Origin of the sequence: Rossellomorea aquimaris (assembly GCF_020172085.1) — a bacterium.
Lineage (GTDB): Bacteria > Bacillota > Bacilli > Bacillales > Bacillaceae_B > Rossellomorea > Rossellomorea aquimaris_E.
The window spans coordinates 1004461-1019603 of record NZ_JAIVAT010000003.1 but is presented as its reverse complement, the minus strand read 5'-3'; the positions used below and the strand labels follow the sequence as shown (position 1 = coordinate 1019603).

The following is a 15143-nucleotide window of genomic DNA, read 5'->3' as shown; positions in this document are numbered from 1 at the left end:
TATTGCTTTTTTAAAAAAACTGATCCCCAACCATTCGGGGACCAGTCCTTAATTTTTTCCATTGTATAAGGAATGGAGTTTATTCACTTCCGTTTTGACGGTCTGTACGAGTGAGGACGGAGATACCACTTTCGCCTGACTGCCAAACGAGAGGATCCAGTTTACGAGACCAATGCTTACCCGGGCTTTGGTTGATAATATAAAATGACCCTCTCCTTCCCTTTGAATACGAACGTCCTTCCCAAATTTATCAATGATCACGTTGATGAGGGAGTTGTGAAACTTGATCCTGATCCACTCCTCGTCCCCTGCAAACATGTGAAAAGTGGACTGAACATACCTCGATACATCAAAGGCTTCATATGAAAAGGTTTCAGAGAGTGCTTCAACATTCCGGAGCCGATCCACCCGGTAGTGACGGATTTCCTCTGCTTCAAAATAATAAGCTATAAGGTAATAAAAATCATTTGCCCAAGCAAGTGCGTATGGTTTCACTTTATAAAGGCTGCCCTCGTGACTGAGGTTGAACTGTTTGTTCACATCGAAGCGACCGTATTGGAAGGTGATCATCCTGCGTTCTGCGATGGCCTCATGGATATCATGAATGGTGCGGCGAATATAGGGGCTTTCACTCTTAATGGAAGAGTCGATTTGGATTTCATTATGTAACATCTTACCTAACCGATGACTCGTCAACTGTTTGATTTTTCCCGTCAACTGAATCGTTTCCTTTTTAGAGATGAATTTGGCAGAGACGACTGCATCGATGAGCATTCTGAGTTCATATAACTCGAACAGCCGATACTGATGACTATAAAATTTGGGCAGTCCTTCCTTTTCTTGATTAATCGTAACATCGAACCCTTGCCGGATAAGGTGATCTAGGTCATCTTTTAACGAATTCTTGTTCAATTTCAGTTCAGATCCATACGTCTGCTTAAAGCGGAGAATGATATCATCCAAGCTTAACTCGTGAACTTCGTCCGTTTCTTCTCTTAAAATACTCATCAGCTTCAAAATTCTTTCTTTATTATCGATTCTCATCTTGGGAGTCGGTTCTCCTTTCAGCATTGATAGTTTTATAAAATTATAAAGTGTAAGAATTTTTTGTCAACTCCCACACTTATTTAATATCCAAATGCTCATTATTATTTCTGATTTTTATAATCATTCCTTTGGCACAAACTCAATGGCAGATCACAATCTGTGGAAGAAACAACACTCTTTACGTAAAGAGTTAAACGAAAAGAACCCATGTAGCGACATGGGTTCTTCAGCCTGTTCATTTTAATAAGCGAAAGACTGTGGGGATATAGTAGTGTTCTCCTTCGTAGGCTTTTACTGCACCCAGGATGGTAAAGACAAGGGCCAGGACCCCAACGAGCGGCGCCAATATAAATCCGATCAGGACAACCATCAGAATGGAGCTTACCAATCCGTAAACAGCATATGAAATCAGGAAGTTAAAATATTCCTTTCCGTGGAAGTCCACAAATTCTGATTCGTCCTTCTTAATGAGCCAGATGACCAAAGGCCCGATGAAAACTGTGAAGAAGCTTAAGATATAAATTAGAGCTGCCATCATTCTTTCGTCTTTTGTCGGCATGCCAATTCCTCCCTGTTCAAACTCTTTAGCAGATACGTCAATTGTATCCTCCTCTATATTTACGTACTTACCCGAATAAAGTTTCATTCAATATCCTCATTTCTCTTGAATCTTTTGGATACTTCTGGACATCCCTCATGAATCACTAACAATCGGAATATATGTATAAGAAAGGAGTTTGTCCCTTTACGTACAGAAAGGTTGTGATAAACATGAGTAAATTGGAAGCTTTCGTTCTGGGAATCATTCAAGGCTTAACAGAGTTTCTTCCAATCTCAAGTACAGGACATCTTTATCTGGGAAGGTTGATGTTCGGACTGGAGGAAGCAGGGCTTTTCCTCGATACAATGCTCCATATCGGAACGCTGGTAGCTGTTCTAGTAGTGTATCAAAAGGAACTCCTTTTCATGATAAGACACCCTTTCAGCAAATTATCATGGATTCTCATCATTGGCACCATTCCCGCTGTGATTGTCGGCTTTTTGTTCGAGGACTTCTTTGACGCCATTTCTAAGACCGGTTCCACGATCGGATGGGAATTCCTTGCTACAGGGTGCATCATGTACTGGGCTGATGGGGTGAAAAACGGCTATAAAAAACTGGAAGACCTTTCATACACAGACGCACTGGTGATCGGAAGCTTTCAAGCTGCGGCCATCTTCCCAGCACTATCTAGATCCGGTTTAACCATAGCTGCAGGATTGTTCCGGAAACTTGACAGGGAAACGGCTGCCTATTTCTCGTTTCTCCTGTCAACACCAGCCATACTTGGGGGAATCGTGCTGCAGGGAAAAGAGATGGTCGGTGGACATATGGAAGCAATCTCTCTTTCAAGTCTGGCCATTGGAACGGTGAGTGCAGCGATATTCGGCTACTTCGCTATTGTCACCATGGTCAATTTTCTGAAAAAGCATTCACTTAAAATATTTTCATATTATGTTTGGGCTTTAGGAATGTTGATTCTTATTCTTCAGTACTCAGGGATCATGTAGGAGGATTCGAGATGAACCATGATTGGATACTAGACGTCCTGACTTTCCTGACCGATTTGGGTTACGCGGGGATTTCCCTCGCTCTCATGATCGAAGTCATCCCAAGTGAGTTGGTGCTCAGCTATGCCGGCTTTATGGTTAGTGCAGGTAAAATCACCTTTATTGGAGCTTTCTTAAGCGGAGTCATCGGGGGCACGGCCGCTCAATTATTTTTATATTGGCTAGGATATTTCGGCGGGAGGCCGTTTTTTGATAAATACGGGAAATACATGCTCATTCATTCTAAACATTTGATTGCTTCCGAGAAATGGTTTGAGAAGCATGGTACCATTGTCATTTTCACAGCACGCTTTATTCCCATCGTCCGACATGCCATCAGTATTCCCGCAGGTATCAGCCGCATGCCCCTCTCTACATTCAGTCTGTATACCTTTGCTGCCATGCTTCCGTGGACATTATTGTTTATGATCATCGGAATGGAACTTGGTACACATTGGGAGCTTATCGAAGTCATAGGAGTACGCTACATTAAACCACTTAGCGTAATCGCCCTATTCACAACGGCTATGTATCTGTTTTTTTCCATGAGAAGAAATAAAAGGGTGGATTAACTTCTTTTTTTATGGGAAATTGTTTAAAATAAGAAGCAAACAAGCCTTACGAAAGGATACAATATGACTTCGATACTATTAAAGAACGTGACCATCTATCCCATTACATCAAAGCCCATTCAAAATGGATCTTTACTGATAAAAGACGGAATAATCAAACAGATCTCACCCCATGACATAGATGGATATCAGCATTCTACCGTTTATGATTGTCAGGGAAAATTTTTATTCCCCGGCTTCATTGACTGTCATACCCATTTAGGCCTTTATGACGAAGGGACCGGGTGGGCAGGGAATGACGCCAACGAGACCATAGAACCTATGACTCCGCATATCCGCGCCTTTGATGGTGTATATCCGTTGGATCCTGGTTTTAAAGATGCCCTTAAATATGGGGTCACCACCGTGAATGTCATGCCGGGAAGCGCCAACGTGATCGGTGGCACTACCTCCGTCATTAAAACACTTGGCTCCAATATACAATCCATGATCATTAAGGAGACATCCGGATTGAAGATCGCATTGGGAGAGAACCCGAAACGGATCCATAGTAATGGTAATAATGATTCGATTACGAGAATGGGGATTATGGGAATGCTCAGGGAAGCATTCTTTTCGGCAAAATATTGTGACCAACCGGAGGAACTGAGAGTGGCACCGCTGGTATCTGCATTAAAGCGGGAAATCCCGGTTCGAATCCACGCACACCGGGCAGACGATATTTTATCCGCCGTTCGATTTGCAGAAGAATTCAACCTGGACCTTAGGATCGAACATTGCACGGAGGGTCATCTCATATCAGATGAATTAAAAGGGAAAAACCTAAAAGTTTCCGTTGGGCCTACCTTTACCAGAAGATCGAAAGTAGAGCTTAAAAACAAGAGCTGGCTCACTTATCAGAAATTGACGGAAGCAGGTGTAGAAGTATCGGTTACGACTGATCACCCCTATACACCGATTCAGTATTTAAATATGTGTGCAGCGATTGCTGTTCGTGAAGGATTAGATGAACAGAAGGCATTGGAAGGGATTACTATAGCCCCTGCCAGAAACCTTGGTGTGGCTGACAGAATCGGTAGTATCGAAGTGGATAAAGATGCTGATTTAGTCCTTTGGAGCCATCACCCCTTCCACTTTATGTCCAAGCCCCTGGTGACATTCGTGAACGGTGAAATCGCATATCAAAACGTGTAGAAATTTGGTAAAAAATTTTATCAAAAATTAGCTTTTTACCTATTTCCTTTTTGAGATATTTCGTATATGATACAGATGGATAATATATTTCCGATTACATTGTTCTTAAAGACTGTCTATTCATATATTGAACGACTGTAATGAAGGGAAGGCAAAAGGTGCGCCACCAGTTTCTTGACTGGTCTTAGTGGGTTCGATTCCCACCCCGAAATTTTTTAGTTACCATTTAAAAATTTCGAGGGTGGGATCGTACGCACGTAGACTGCCCTCTAGGAGGGTCTACTATGATCAAGAAACGTGAATTACATGAGTGTCATGAACTTTATGACCTGATGGTGCACCCGGATGTCTTTCCTTTTGTGCGTCAAAAGGCACATTCTTATGACGAGCTTCTATTCTTAACGAAGCAAACAATTGAAGCAGAAGATCGTGGAGAGTTGATTTCCCGTACAATTGTGGACGAGTGGGGCAACCCCATCGGCACTATCAATCTTTTTGACATTCAGGAAAATGCAGGATTCCTGGGCACATGGCTAGGTAAACCATTCCACGGTAAAGGATATAACCAGCCGGCCAAGGACGCATTCTTTTCCGAGCTATTTTTTGAGCTGGGTATGGAAACCATTTTCATGAGAATCCGTAAAGTGAATACCCGTTCACAAAAGGCCGCTGAAAAGCTCCCTTATGTCGTAAAGGCAAATGATACAAGGAAATCCCTTTATGATCAATTAAACGCTCAAGAAGAGGTTTATGATCTATACGAAATTCCAAAAGATTTATATACATTGTATCTATATCAGCTGCAACAGTCTCCAGAAGAGGATCAGGCTCTAGAAGCTTAATATCCAGTAAAAAAAGTTATCAACAAAAGTCAGTACTTTTGTGTGATAACTTTTTTATTTTGACTGATTAGAATGATGCATGAATCATAAATAATATGGTGAAAATGAATGCCAGCTTTAAATGCCATGCACCATCCTTTCTCTTGAACCGTTTAAATCCCATGTATACTAGAAAACACAGAACAATACTCGAAAGGATGCCTGTGACATTGGTAAAGTCCCAATGAAAGTCTCTAATCACTGCAAGGGTGCCATGTACGATTACAATTGCTGTTCCCAATAGAGCAAGAGGGACATGAAATTTTCTCAATAACCTGCCTACATATTGTACAGGTCGCTTCAATTCAAGATTTCGCCATTTCACCTCTCTCAAACCCTTCCATTTCATCAAAAGGAAGACCGGAAAAATACTCAGAACGGCAAAATAAACCACCCTGGCTATTGACCCGAACTGCTTAAAAAACTCTTTATAATGGTCTTCCTCTATTAACATAAGGTGATCGTAATAAAAGGAAATGAGGGATATTGCCGCTCCTGCTATACAAAAGGTGAAAATGAAATAAACGATGATGCTTCTACGCTCTTTTGGATTGGGAATTGTACTTGATAAAAATGTGGGATGCTGAGTGTTTTTGGTTTTCATTCGTTAACCCCTAGTATCATAATAGTTTGTACTGTTAGTATAAGCCTCAAAAATGAAAATTACATGAAAATCAAATGAAATAGATGGCTTTGTGTCTAAAAAAAAGAGCCGAACGTACAGGACCCGTGATCAGGACCATTACGCCAGCTCTTCTTTCTTACTTCTTCTTATCCACCTTTTCGAAATACAGGTTCCGGATGACGAAGGTTCTATAATTCTCCAGTTTCCTTTTGTCAACGGGATGATGACTGATTCCCATTTTTTTAAGCTCCTGAAGATACCATCCTTTTGAATACTGATAAGCCATTTCACTTCTCCCCTTCAACCATTTATATACTATATGCTAGAAGGGGATCCCCATGACTTCTTATCTGGACATTGTTGACAGTTCTTCATACATATCTTGAATGGTGAACGCCTTTTCACTCTTATCCATATGATTGACCATGGTGTCTCTGTTTGATTTAAGCTTGTTGACGCTCTGTAAAAAGCTTTCTTCATTCAGCTCTTCTTCTTCCAATTTCATCGCGTATCCATGCTTCACGAAGCTATTGGCATTCAGGATTTGATCGCCACGACTCGCTTCCCTCGATAGTGGAATCAATAGCATCGGCTTCTTTAAGGCAAGGAATTCAAAGATCGAATTCGAACCCGCACGGGATATCACGAAATCCGTCATCGCCAGGTAGTGGGGAAGCTCACTCTTTATGAATTCATATTGGCGATAGCCCTTCTGTTTAAGGTCTTCATCGATATTCCCTTTTCCGCAAATATGGATGATTTGAAACTCAGAAAGCAGCTCTTCAAGATTCCCTCTGACTGCTTCATTAATTTTCCTTGCTCCAAGGCTGCCTCCCATGATCATCAGTACAGGCTTATCTTCATAATACCCCGTTAACCTTTTTCCTTCTCGGGCATCACCGGTAAATAATTCCTCCCTGATAATGGCTCCTGCACATATTGATTTATCACTTGGAAGAGATTGAACCGTTTCCGGAAAAGTGGTGAATATCTTTGTTGCAAATGGGACCGCAAGTTTATTTGCAAGTCCGGGTGTTACATCCGATTCATGAATTGCCACTGGAATCCTTGCTATTTTAGCAGCCATTACGACAGGTACAGAAACAAACCCACCTTTTGAAAAAATGATATCAGGCTTTATCTTCCGGATGACAACCAGGGCATCCATTACCCCTTTCATCACACGGAAAGGATCTGAGAAATTTTTCCACGAAAAATATCTCCGAAGCTTCCCGCTTGAAATGCTCTTGTAGGGAATATGGGGAAACTGCTCTGTTATGATTTCTTTCTCGATTCCATCTTCAGAACCTATATACGTTATATCCCAGCCTTCTTTTTCAAAGTGTGGAATCAATGCTGTATTAACCGTGACGTGGCCCGCGGACCCTCCACCCGTGAATAAAATGCGTTTCTTCATATGTAATAAACTCCTAACTCCATAATCTAAAATCCTTCTCTCTAACCATTATACACTTTACCAAAAATACAAGCGGGATAGAACCACGAAAAATTGACAAACAGAAGAGAAATTCCTTCCCATCCCCGTTTAGAATCTTTCTCTGGGCATGATAAGAAATGTTCAGTTCTTATCCCTATTCAAGATATAATTCGCTACATTTCTTCCGCTGATGGTCACCATCGGTGATCCTCCCCCTGGGTGAGTCGTTCCCCCGACGTAGAACAGGTGATCAATGTCTTTGCTGACGTTTGAAGGGCGAAGGAAGGCTTCGGTCATCCGGTGGGAGGCCAGACCATATAGAGAACCTTTATAAGCCGAAAATTTACGTTTAATCGTGTTCGGTGTATAGATTCTTTCTACTTCCAGGGAGTCACGGATGGTTAGACCCTTTTTTTCTAAAGCATCATAAATCTTTTCTTTATATGAATGGACCTCTTCATTGCTCAATTCAATGGCCGGAGCATTGACAAGAATAAACAGGTTACTACCCTTGGTGATGTTTGGATCAGTAGCTGCCGAATGGCTGATATAGATCGTTGGATCGCTCGGAAGCGTTTTGTCTTTAAAAATTTCCTTGAATTCTTTTTGATAATCGCCACCGAAATACACTTGGTGATGATGAATGGAGTCTTGGAAGGTCCTGAGCCCCGCAAGGATCACAAAGGCGGAAATGGAGGGTTCATACGAATCAAGTTTGCTGTCAGGATGACTCGGTCGATTTTCTTCCTGAATGAGGTGCTTTGTCGCGGTAATGAAGTCACCATTTACAATCACGTCATGTGCAGAAATCGTATCATCATCCGTGGTTTTTACACCCACTGCCTTTTTTCCCTTTACAACGATTTCTTTGACTCCCATTCCCAATAGAACTTGTCCACCTAACTCTTTAAAGTAACGGTGAAACCCTTCGGCAATCCGCGGATTCCCTCCTTTGGTATAATACACTCCTTCTTTCATCTCCAGATGACCGATCAATGAAAAGGTGGCTGGGCACTCATACGGTGATGAACCTATGTAAGTAGCATACCGGTTGAAGACCTTCAGCACCTCCTCATCCCGAAAAAACCTTCTATGGAAATGATCCATTTTCTCTAATGGACGGACCTTCATAAAGCGATAAGAAAGAGACGGGGAAAGATAATCTTTCCATGAGCTGAAAACTCGATAAAAGAAGCCTTTCTCAGCTTGTTTATAAAGAACTTCCACTTCTTTTAAATACTTTCTGTAATGAGATGCCCCATATGGATCGATATTTTCAAGTTCTTTCATCATCTCCATGGGATCCGCAGTTTGATAAAGGATCTTCCCATTTGGAAAGATGTTTTTAGTATGTTTTATCAGCCTTTCAAACTCAAAATATCGGGACGAGTCCCCTCCTGCATCATTGATCACAGATTGAAAGACATGAGGCATCGTAATGGTATTCGGTCCAAAATCAAAAGAGTACCCTTCCATTTCAACCGGCATCATTTTCCCCCCGGGGTGAAGATTCTCTTCTATTACCGTAACGTTATACCCTTTACTCTGAAGGGATATTGCAGCAGATAATCCTCCTAAACCCCCTCCTATGATGATGATATTCTTCATGTATAGGTCCTTCCTTTCCATGTATATCCTTGTTTTTTCAACCCTTTCAGCATGGATGCCCACATGATGCTGATGAAGCAGAGGGAGGCGAAAGGAATCAAAAGAAAATGCCACCTCGATTGATTGGATGCCACATCAATGATCAAGGTTTGCATCCAGATTGCCAGTAAAGGTAGAATGCAGGTCCATTCCCCCGCTACGACACCATATAGAGCCAAGGGAAGAGGTAATATAAAAAAGATAAAATAGAATAGAGAAATAAGGACAACGGATAGTGGACTTCTTCCAGTCCCTGTGTATATATTCTTCAGAAACCCTTCCCATACTTCTTTATTCGTATCGTACATATGACAAGACACATCATGACTAATATTGACAAGTGTCACCTTCCATCCCTTTTCTTTCACTTTCCGCGTGATATGAACATCTTCCAAAAGGGAGGATTTAACGGCTTCATGACCACCGCATTCGTCATATGCTTCCTTTTTGAAAAACATAAATGCTCCATGTGCAGCTGTAAATGCTCTTTTGGTTGTATGATTGGACACGGCAATCGGCAGATGGAAATAAACGAGAAAGTGCTGAAAAGGTACCAACATTTTACTGAGTATGCTCGGTATGGGGAATTGTGGGAATCCCGTAACAAGTCCGGAACCATACCGATTCATTTGAAATAACACTTTCTCAACGATCGATGGAGACACCCTTACATCAGCATCAAGATAGAGATAATACGCCCCCTGTGCATGACTGCTCAGCTCTTTACAAGCGTGTACCTTTCCTACCCAACCCTCCGGAAGCGGTTTTCCATCTATGATCCTGAAACGCGAATCACCTATAGTCAAAGTTGTTAGAAGTTCTCTTGTATGATCCGTCGATCCATCATCTAATAGGATAAACTCCACAGGTGAATGAGTGATCTTCTTGATACTTTCAATGAGTCCTTCAACATTCCTTTCCTCGTTCCTCATTGGAACCAGGACGGAAACCAATTCATCTGTAGTCGTGACTCGGGAAAGTTTGGGTAAGAAAAGCAGGTTGATGAACGTAGCGAGTACGAATAGAAATGGTATTACGATAAATAAATTCATTCAATCACCCCTTACTTTTTTCTCCTCCAGAAGTCCAACCACTCACTAACAGTCGGGAATCCTTTTAGAACTAAACTAAATTTCGATAAGTCTTCTTGTATGATGTCTTCTTTCATCTCATCAACTTTTCTTTCTAAAAGGTGCCTCAGAAGTTCTGTCCGTTCTGCCCTTGATGAAGGATCATCAACATTTTCTTCAACGTCGCTGATTCGGATGAACAATTCCGGTCTTTGGTCGTGACGAAACGTATAATAAAACGTGACCATTGTGATGGTTATATCCGGGTTTCGTTCATACAGATATCCCGGCCCACTCATAAAGGAAATGGGTCTCTTTTCGAGATGTTCTTCCTTTCCTTGAGGAAATATCCACACCGTTTTATTCTCTTGTAAGCATCTTTCTGCAAACTTCAGGGATACGACCAAGTCTTTTGGAGAATACGGATTGACTGAAAATGCTCCGAGTTTTTTAAAGAAAGGGTAATCTTCCATCCCTTTCTGACTCATCATGGCATAGCTGTCTTCGTTTATGATCGTTTGATTTAAGTAAAAAACCATCAAACCGTCCCACCAGCTGGAATGGTTTGCAAGCATCAAATGTCCAGAAGGAGGATGCATAGAACTTCGACAGTCGTCTATCCATACCCGATAAAAATGTCTCTTAAGCTGATGTGTAACGTACCAGGCTAACAATTGTTGAAATCTTTTACTTTTCTGGGGCTGAATCATGTTACCTTCTCCAATCGTTTACGAAGCATGAGAGATACTGAATAACATATGGCAGTGACTATAACAGCAACCCAAAGCCCTTCCGTAATCGCCGTCACCATAAACATAAGAATCACAAGCATGTATAGAAGTCTCATTCGACCACTCCACTTTGGAGATGAAATTTCTTGACGGATAATAAAATAGAGGATGACTTGAATGAAAAATGATACAAAAAACCACCCTGCGAAATTTTGCATTGGAATATCATAGTAGGGTCCCCCTTCATCCCAAATCCAATATTGTCTGCCTCTAAAAGCAACGGGATCGATGATCAAATCCATCGTGACAGCTAACAGTGAAGTGACCGTACTATATAGAAATGCGCCAGACACAGTCTTTGGTCTCATCAGAAGAAATTCAAAATGCGCCATACTGGAAAATATAACCATTACCCAAGCGAAGCCGATTGTGACGGGTACACCGAATAATTGAAACCCGAAGTCCTTTTCATAATGATACGATCCGAAAATCAATCCATAATGAACTCCTAACGACTCGGCTAAAATCGTTAGCAGCATGATGAATGAAGAAATGATGATTCCAAGACCCACCCTGAACTTCTTCATCACATAAAGAATAGCCACAAAACCAGCTAAATATAAAAAAACGGCATTGGCCCACTGTAATGAAGGAGGAACCCGATCAAGCGAAACAAGGATGATTCCCACTCCGTACCATATTAAAAATACGCTCCAAGCCCAATCACCCCATTCCTTTTTCATGACTTTCTCCCACCAGTTTCTATGCATTGTGCCTTAAGAGTATTATCGTTCATAAGTAAATTCACCCACTCTTTCCTCTTGAAAATATGGTACAGTATGATAGTGAAAAGTTGATTCGCTACCCGAAGGAATCCAGGAGGAATTCATATTATGAGAGAGACCCATACATTCAAAGATAAAATCAAACAACTATCCATCATATTGTTTCCCATCCTGGTCACCCAGCTTGGGATGTTTGCCATGAATTTCTTCGACACAATCATGTCAGGCAAGTATTCACCCGCCGATCTTGCAGGAGTTGCCATCGGGTCTTCCCTATGGGTCCCAATATTTACAGGACTAAGCGGCATTCTTCTGGCGGTGACCCCCATTGTCGCTCAACTGATTGGTGGTGGAAACAAGAAAAATGTGCCTGACACCGTCCTTCAAGGTGTATATGCTGCGATTGCATTATCCATTATCGTTATGGTGGCCGGAGGAATTGTCCTTAAACCGATCCTCAATGAAATGAATCTTGAGGAAGGAGTAAGAATCGTCGCCAGGGATTATTTAATAGCCCTTTCATTCGGAATGATCCCTCTCTTTATCTATAACGTCTTGCGATCATTTATCGATGCGCTCGGGATGACGAGGGTCACCATGTTCATCACTCTTCTTTCTCTTCCGATAAACGTAATATTCAATTATCTCCTCATCTTCGGTGAAATGGGGTTTCCTGCACTTGGAGGAGTGGGAGCAGGGGTTGCTTCTGCCATCACTTATTGGATCATAGCTTTAATTGCTTTTTGGGTGATCCACACGAAAAGACCATTCAGTCAATATTTTATCTTCCGGACCATTCATAAGCCCGACCTTTCAAAATGGAAAGAGCTATTTGTCATCGGTGTCCCTATCGGTTTATCCATTTTCTTTGAAGTAAGTATTTTTTCAGCCGTTACCTTATTAATGAGCCATTATGATACTGTCGTGATCGCTGCTCACCAGGCTGCCATCAATTTTGCCTCTTTCCTTTATATGATCCCCCTGAGCATTTCTATGGCTTTGACCATCGTGGTTGGATTTGAAGTTGGAGGTAAGAGACTCGGGGATGCAAAGACCTATAGTTGGATGGGTGTAGGCTTCGCACTGCTCCTTGCCGTCTTTTATGGGGTGATTTTACTCGTTTTCCGATCAGATATTGCAAACATTTATTCAGATGATGCCTATGTATTGAAGTTAACGGCACATTTCTTATTATATGCAGTATTTTTCCAACTTTCGGATGCGATCCAGGCACCTGTCCAAGGGGCCCTTAGAGGGTATAAAGATGTCAATATCACCTTTGTGATGGCACTCATATCTTACTGGGTGATCGGCTTACCTTTAGGGTACATCCTTGCAAATTATACGGATTTCGGTCCTTATGGCTATTGGCTTGGACTGACGTCTGGCTTAACGGCAGGCGCCATCACCTTATCAGGGAGGCTACTCTTTATACAGAAAAAATACAAAAAAATTATGCATTCATAGGGTATTGACTGAAAGAGCCACGGCGGTGCCGTGGCTCTTTATTGATGGAACACCTTGCCCAGGACATCCTTGCCACCTGTTACCGGTATGATAGATCCTGTAATGAAATCTGAGTCTTCCTGACAAAGAAACGAAATGATCCTTGCGAGGTCCTCCCCAGAACCCGGTCGGCCAACCGGGGTTTTGGGGTCATGGTGTTCTTTCGCCAAGCTGATCCCCTTTTCCTTCCACTCACCTACGATATCCCCTGGACAGACCATATTTGCCGTTATCCCGTTGTGTGCTTCCTCGATTGAAATGGTTTTAGTGAAGGAAGCAAGTCCAGCTTTAGCCGCTGCGAAAGCAGAACGATAAATCCAACCCGGAGCTGATTCTACCCGATCATATCCAAACGTGATGATCCTGCCCCACTTTTTTTCCCGCATCTTTGGTATCAATAACCTTGATAAGTAAAATACACTATTCAAGTTCCCATTCACGATATAATTCCACTCTTCAGGTGAATAATCGGCAAAGGATTTTCTTTCTTTGACATACGGCCCTGCGTTGTGAATTAATATGTCAACGCTTTCCACCTTATTCCAGATTTCCACTGCCATCCGTTCACATTCTTCCGGAACGGAAACATCCCCCTTTATCGGGATGATGGTGTTGGTATATCGTTTGGCTAAGTCAGATACCAATTCTTCTACGAATTCATCATTACTTCTATAGTTAAGGATAATTGTGTACCCTTGTTTGGAAAACTCTTCGACAGTCTGCCGTCCAATCCCCTTGGATCCCCCTGTTATTAAAACAACTTTATCATTCATCATGTTCACTCCACGTACTCGTTATATTTCAATAGTAAGAAGGATTTTCCCGAATTGCAAATGTAAGCTCTTAAATGATTGGATAAATAGTTGCAAATTGACAGATTCAGGATGACATTTTTTAATTTGGGGAAAATAAAAAAACAGCCTCTCCAAGAGAGACTGTTTCTTTAAACAAATGAGATTATTTACCGATGAATTGTTGAGTCCAGTAGTTACCATTTTCTACATATCCCACACCGATGTGAGTGTAGTTTGAGCTCATGATATTTTTACGGTGACCTTCACTGTTCATCCAAGCTTGTACTACCTCTTCCGGAGTCTTTTGACCCATGGCGATGTTTTCACCTGCAGAGCTGTATTCAATACCAAACTGCTTCATCATGTCGAATGGTGAACCGTACGTAGGGCTTGTGTGAGAGAAGTAGTTGTTCGCTTGCATATCACGAGACTTCTCACGTGCCACTTTGCTTAGTTCTGCATCTACTTTAAGCGCAGGAAGTCCTTGTTTTGCACGCTCTTGGTTTGTTAACTCTACTACTTGCTGTTCGAACTGGCTTAATTGACCAGACTGTTCAGTTGCTTGTTCTGATTGTTGTTGTTGCTCATTTGCAGCTGGAGCAGGTGCTTGTGCTTCTGCCTTTGGAGCTTCTGCTTCTGGAGCAGGAGCTTCTGCTTTTGGTGCTTCTTGCTTAGGTGCATCTGCTTTTGGCGCTTCATTTGCTGGTGCAGGAGCTTCTGCTTTAGCTTCTGGTGCCTGCCCCTTCAATAATTCTTGAACATTGATATTCTTACCATCGATTTGATATTTTGATAGAACATCTTGTACAAATTTATTAAGATCTTCTTGATTTCCATTATATTTAAATGCGTTCGCTTGTTGAACGACCTTATCTTGAGATGGACATGGTGCTGCAGCGTCAGCTTTACCTGCTGCGAATGGAGTTGCTAATAATGTTAATGCTGTTGCTGTTGAAACCATCATTTTCTTATTCATAAAAATGAATTCCTCCTTAGTGAATGTGTTTTTCTGTGCTGCACATTCATCATACCACCCTGTTTTTGTTACATTTACGGGAGAACTTGGAAACTAGAAATCAATTGTTCTATTTTGAAAGACAATTTTTCTATAGTACTATAGTAACCACTGATTCTAGTAGGGAGAAAAGCCATTTTATTTGATTTACTTACATTTCCAATAGGAGAACGAATTGGGTTCAGCGACTAATTATTACCGGTATATGATTCTTGACAGGTTTTAAACAGCTTAGATAATGTAACTAA

The 15143-nt window shown here is 41.6% G+C and carries 16 protein-coding genes; 5 read left to right on the top strand and 11 right to left on the bottom strand.

Annotation, left to right across the window (positions count from 1 at the left end; all coding sequences use genetic code 11):
* Positions 1 to 48: 48 nt before the first annotated feature.
* Together LCL96_RS06035 and LCL96_RS06030 are read right to left on the bottom strand one after the other, a co-directional pair.
* Positions 49 to 1044 (bottom strand): helix-turn-helix transcriptional regulator, encoded by a 996-nt coding sequence (locus LCL96_RS06035; protein WP_224940520.1) that lies wholly within the window; start codon positions 1042 to 1044, stop codon positions 49 to 51.
* A gap of 238 nt (positions 1045 to 1282) precedes the next feature.
* Positions 1283 to 1606 (bottom strand): DUF4870 domain-containing protein, encoded by a 324-nt coding sequence (locus tag LCL96_RS06030; RefSeq protein ID WP_224941309.1) that lies wholly within the window; start codon positions 1604 to 1606, stop codon positions 1283 to 1285.
* Positions 1607 to 1818: 212 nt separating this feature from the next.
* On the opposite strand from LCL96_RS06030, the gene LCL96_RS06025 reads away from it, so the two are divergent.
* The 4 genes from LCL96_RS06025 to LCL96_RS06010 all read left to right on the top strand — a co-directional run bounded on the left by LCL96_RS06025 (position 1819) and on the right by LCL96_RS06010 (position 5245).
* Positions 1819 to 2598 (top strand): undecaprenyl-diphosphate phosphatase, encoded by a 780-nt coding sequence (locus tag LCL96_RS06025; protein ID WP_224940519.1) that lies wholly within the window; start codon positions 1819 to 1821, stop codon positions 2596 to 2598.
* Positions 2599 to 2609: 11 nt separating this feature from the next.
* Positions 2610 to 3209, top strand: coding sequence for a DedA family protein (locus LCL96_RS06020; protein WP_224940518.1), 600 nt, complete (start codon positions 2610 to 2612; stop codon positions 3207 to 3209).
* A 63-nt stretch (positions 3210 to 3272) separates the two neighbouring features.
* Entirely contained in the window at positions 3273 to 4403 is a 1131-nt protein-coding gene (locus tag LCL96_RS06015; protein ID WP_224940517.1) for an amidohydrolase, read from the top strand.
* A gap of 284 nt (positions 4404 to 4687) precedes the next feature.
* Complete coding sequence (locus LCL96_RS06010) at positions 4688 to 5245, top strand: GNAT family N-acetyltransferase (RefSeq protein WP_224940516.1); 558 nt, start codon at positions 4688 to 4690, stop codon at positions 5243 to 5245.
* Positions 5246 to 5312: 67 nt separating this feature from the next.
* Here the strand turns inward: LCL96_RS06010 and LCL96_RS06005 are convergent, their stop codons facing one another.
* From LCL96_RS06005 to LCL96_RS05975, 7 genes are all read right to left on the bottom strand, one after another.
* A complete protein-coding gene (locus tag LCL96_RS06005; RefSeq protein WP_224940515.1) occupies positions 5313 to 5888 on the bottom strand; it encodes a hypothetical protein in 576 nt (191 codons plus the stop codon).
* Positions 5889 to 6045: 157 nt separating this feature from the next.
* Positions 6046 to 6195, bottom strand: a complete 150-nt coding sequence (locus tag LCL96_RS06000) for a YflJ family protein (RefSeq protein ID WP_224940514.1) — start codon at positions 6193 to 6195, stop codon at positions 6046 to 6048.
* A gap of 60 nt (positions 6196 to 6255) precedes the next feature.
* Positions 6256 to 7326 carry an undecaprenyldiphospho-muramoylpentapeptide beta-N-acetylglucosaminyltransferase gene (locus LCL96_RS05995; RefSeq protein WP_224940513.1) on the bottom strand — a complete coding sequence of 357 codons (1071 nt, stop codon included), beginning with the start codon at positions 7324 to 7326 and terminating at the stop codon, positions 6256 to 6258.
* Between the two features lie 162 nt (positions 7327 to 7488).
* On the bottom strand, positions 7489 to 8955 hold the full coding sequence (locus LCL96_RS05990) for a phytoene desaturase family protein (RefSeq protein WP_224940512.1): 1467 nt from the start codon (positions 8953 to 8955) through the stop codon (positions 7489 to 7491).
* Positions 8952 to 10046: a glycosyltransferase gene (locus LCL96_RS05985; protein ID WP_224940511.1), complete on the bottom strand. Its 1095-nt coding sequence runs from the start codon at positions 10044 to 10046 to the stop codon at positions 8952 to 8954. The genes LCL96_RS05990 and LCL96_RS05985 overlap by 4 nt, the downstream gene beginning before the upstream one ends.
* Before the next feature lie 11 nt (positions 10047 to 10057).
* On the bottom strand, positions 10058 to 10639 hold the full coding sequence (locus LCL96_RS05980) for a lysophospholipid acyltransferase family protein (protein WP_224941308.1): 582 nt from the start codon (positions 10637 to 10639) through the stop codon (positions 10058 to 10060).
* Positions 10640 to 10770: 131 nt separating this feature from the next.
* Positions 10771 to 11538 carry a carotenoid biosynthesis protein gene (locus LCL96_RS05975; protein ID WP_224940510.1) on the bottom strand — a complete coding sequence of 256 codons (768 nt, stop codon included), beginning with the start codon at positions 11536 to 11538 and terminating at the stop codon, positions 10771 to 10773.
* Between the two features lie 150 nt (positions 11539 to 11688).
* Between LCL96_RS05975 and LCL96_RS05970 the strand changes: the two genes are divergently transcribed.
* Positions 11689 to 13047, top strand: coding sequence for an MATE family efflux transporter (locus tag LCL96_RS05970; RefSeq protein ID WP_224940509.1), 1359 nt, complete (start codon positions 11689 to 11691; stop codon positions 13045 to 13047).
* Between the two features lie 38 nt (positions 13048 to 13085).
* On the opposite strand, the gene LCL96_RS05965 is transcribed toward LCL96_RS05970, so the two are convergent.
* Both LCL96_RS05965 and LCL96_RS05960 read right to left on the bottom strand, forming a co-directional pair.
* Positions 13086 to 13859, bottom strand: a complete 774-nt coding sequence (locus tag LCL96_RS05965; protein ID WP_224941307.1) for an SDR family oxidoreductase — start codon at positions 13857 to 13859, stop codon at positions 13086 to 13088.
* Between the two features lie 184 nt (positions 13860 to 14043).
* A complete protein-coding gene (locus tag LCL96_RS05960; RefSeq protein WP_224940508.1) occupies positions 14044 to 14856 on the bottom strand; it encodes a CAP domain-containing protein in 813 nt (270 codons plus the stop codon).
* Between the last annotated feature and the right edge of the window lie 287 nt (positions 14857 to 15143).

Bases quoted from the DNA above. Each gene is read 5' to 3' on its own strand.
- LCL96_RS06035 (WP_224940520.1), bottom strand. From the start codon at position 1,044: ATGAGAATCGATAATAAAGAAAGAATTTTGAAGCTGATGAGTATTTTA.
- LCL96_RS06030 (WP_224941309.1), bottom strand. From the start codon at position 1,606: ATGCCGACAAAAGACGAAAGAATGATGGCAGCTCTAATTTATATCTTA.
- LCL96_RS06025 (WP_224940519.1), top strand. From the start codon at position 1,819: ATGAGTAAATTGGAAGCTTTCGTTCTGGGAATCATTCAAGGCTTAACA.
- LCL96_RS06020 (WP_224940518.1), top strand. From the start codon at position 2,610: ATGAACCATGATTGGATACTAGACGTCCTGACTTTCCTGACCGATTTG.
- LCL96_RS06015 (WP_224940517.1), top strand. From the start codon at position 3,273: ATGACTTCGATACTATTAAAGAACGTGACCATCTATCCCATTACATCA.
- LCL96_RS06010 (WP_224940516.1), top strand. From the start codon at position 4,688: ATGATCAAGAAACGTGAATTACATGAGTGTCATGAACTTTATGACCTG.
- LCL96_RS06005 (WP_224940515.1), bottom strand. From the start codon at position 5,888: ATGAAAACCAAAAACACTCAGCATCCCACATTTTTATCAAGTACAATT.
- LCL96_RS06000 (WP_224940514.1), bottom strand. From the start codon at position 6,195: ATGGCTTATCAGTATTCAAAAGGATGGTATCTTCAGGAGCTTAAAAAA.
- LCL96_RS05995 (WP_224940513.1), bottom strand. From the start codon at position 7,326: ATGAAGAAACGCATTTTATTCACGGGTGGAGGGTCCGCGGGCCACGTC.
- LCL96_RS05990 (WP_224940512.1), bottom strand. From the start codon at position 8,955: ATGAAGAATATCATCATCATAGGAGGGGGTTTAGGAGGATTATCTGCT.
- LCL96_RS05985 (WP_224940511.1), bottom strand. From the start codon at position 10,046: ATGAATTTATTTATCGTAATACCATTTCTATTCGTACTCGCTACGTTC.
- LCL96_RS05980 (WP_224941308.1), bottom strand. From the start codon at position 10,639: ATGCTTGCAAACCATTCCAGCTGGTGGGACGGTTTGATGGTTTTTTAC.
- LCL96_RS05975 (WP_224940510.1), bottom strand. From the start codon at position 11,538: ATGAAAAAGGAATGGGGTGATTGGGCTTGGAGCGTATTTTTAATATGG.
- LCL96_RS05970 (WP_224940509.1), top strand. From the start codon at position 11,689: ATGAGAGAGACCCATACATTCAAAGATAAAATCAAACAACTATCCATC.
- LCL96_RS05965 (WP_224941307.1), bottom strand. From the start codon at position 13,859: ATGAATGATAAAGTTGTTTTAATAACAGGGGGATCCAAGGGGATTGGA.
- LCL96_RS05960 (WP_224940508.1), bottom strand. From the start codon at position 14,856: ATGAATAAGAAAATGATGGTTTCAACAGCAACAGCATTAACATTATTA.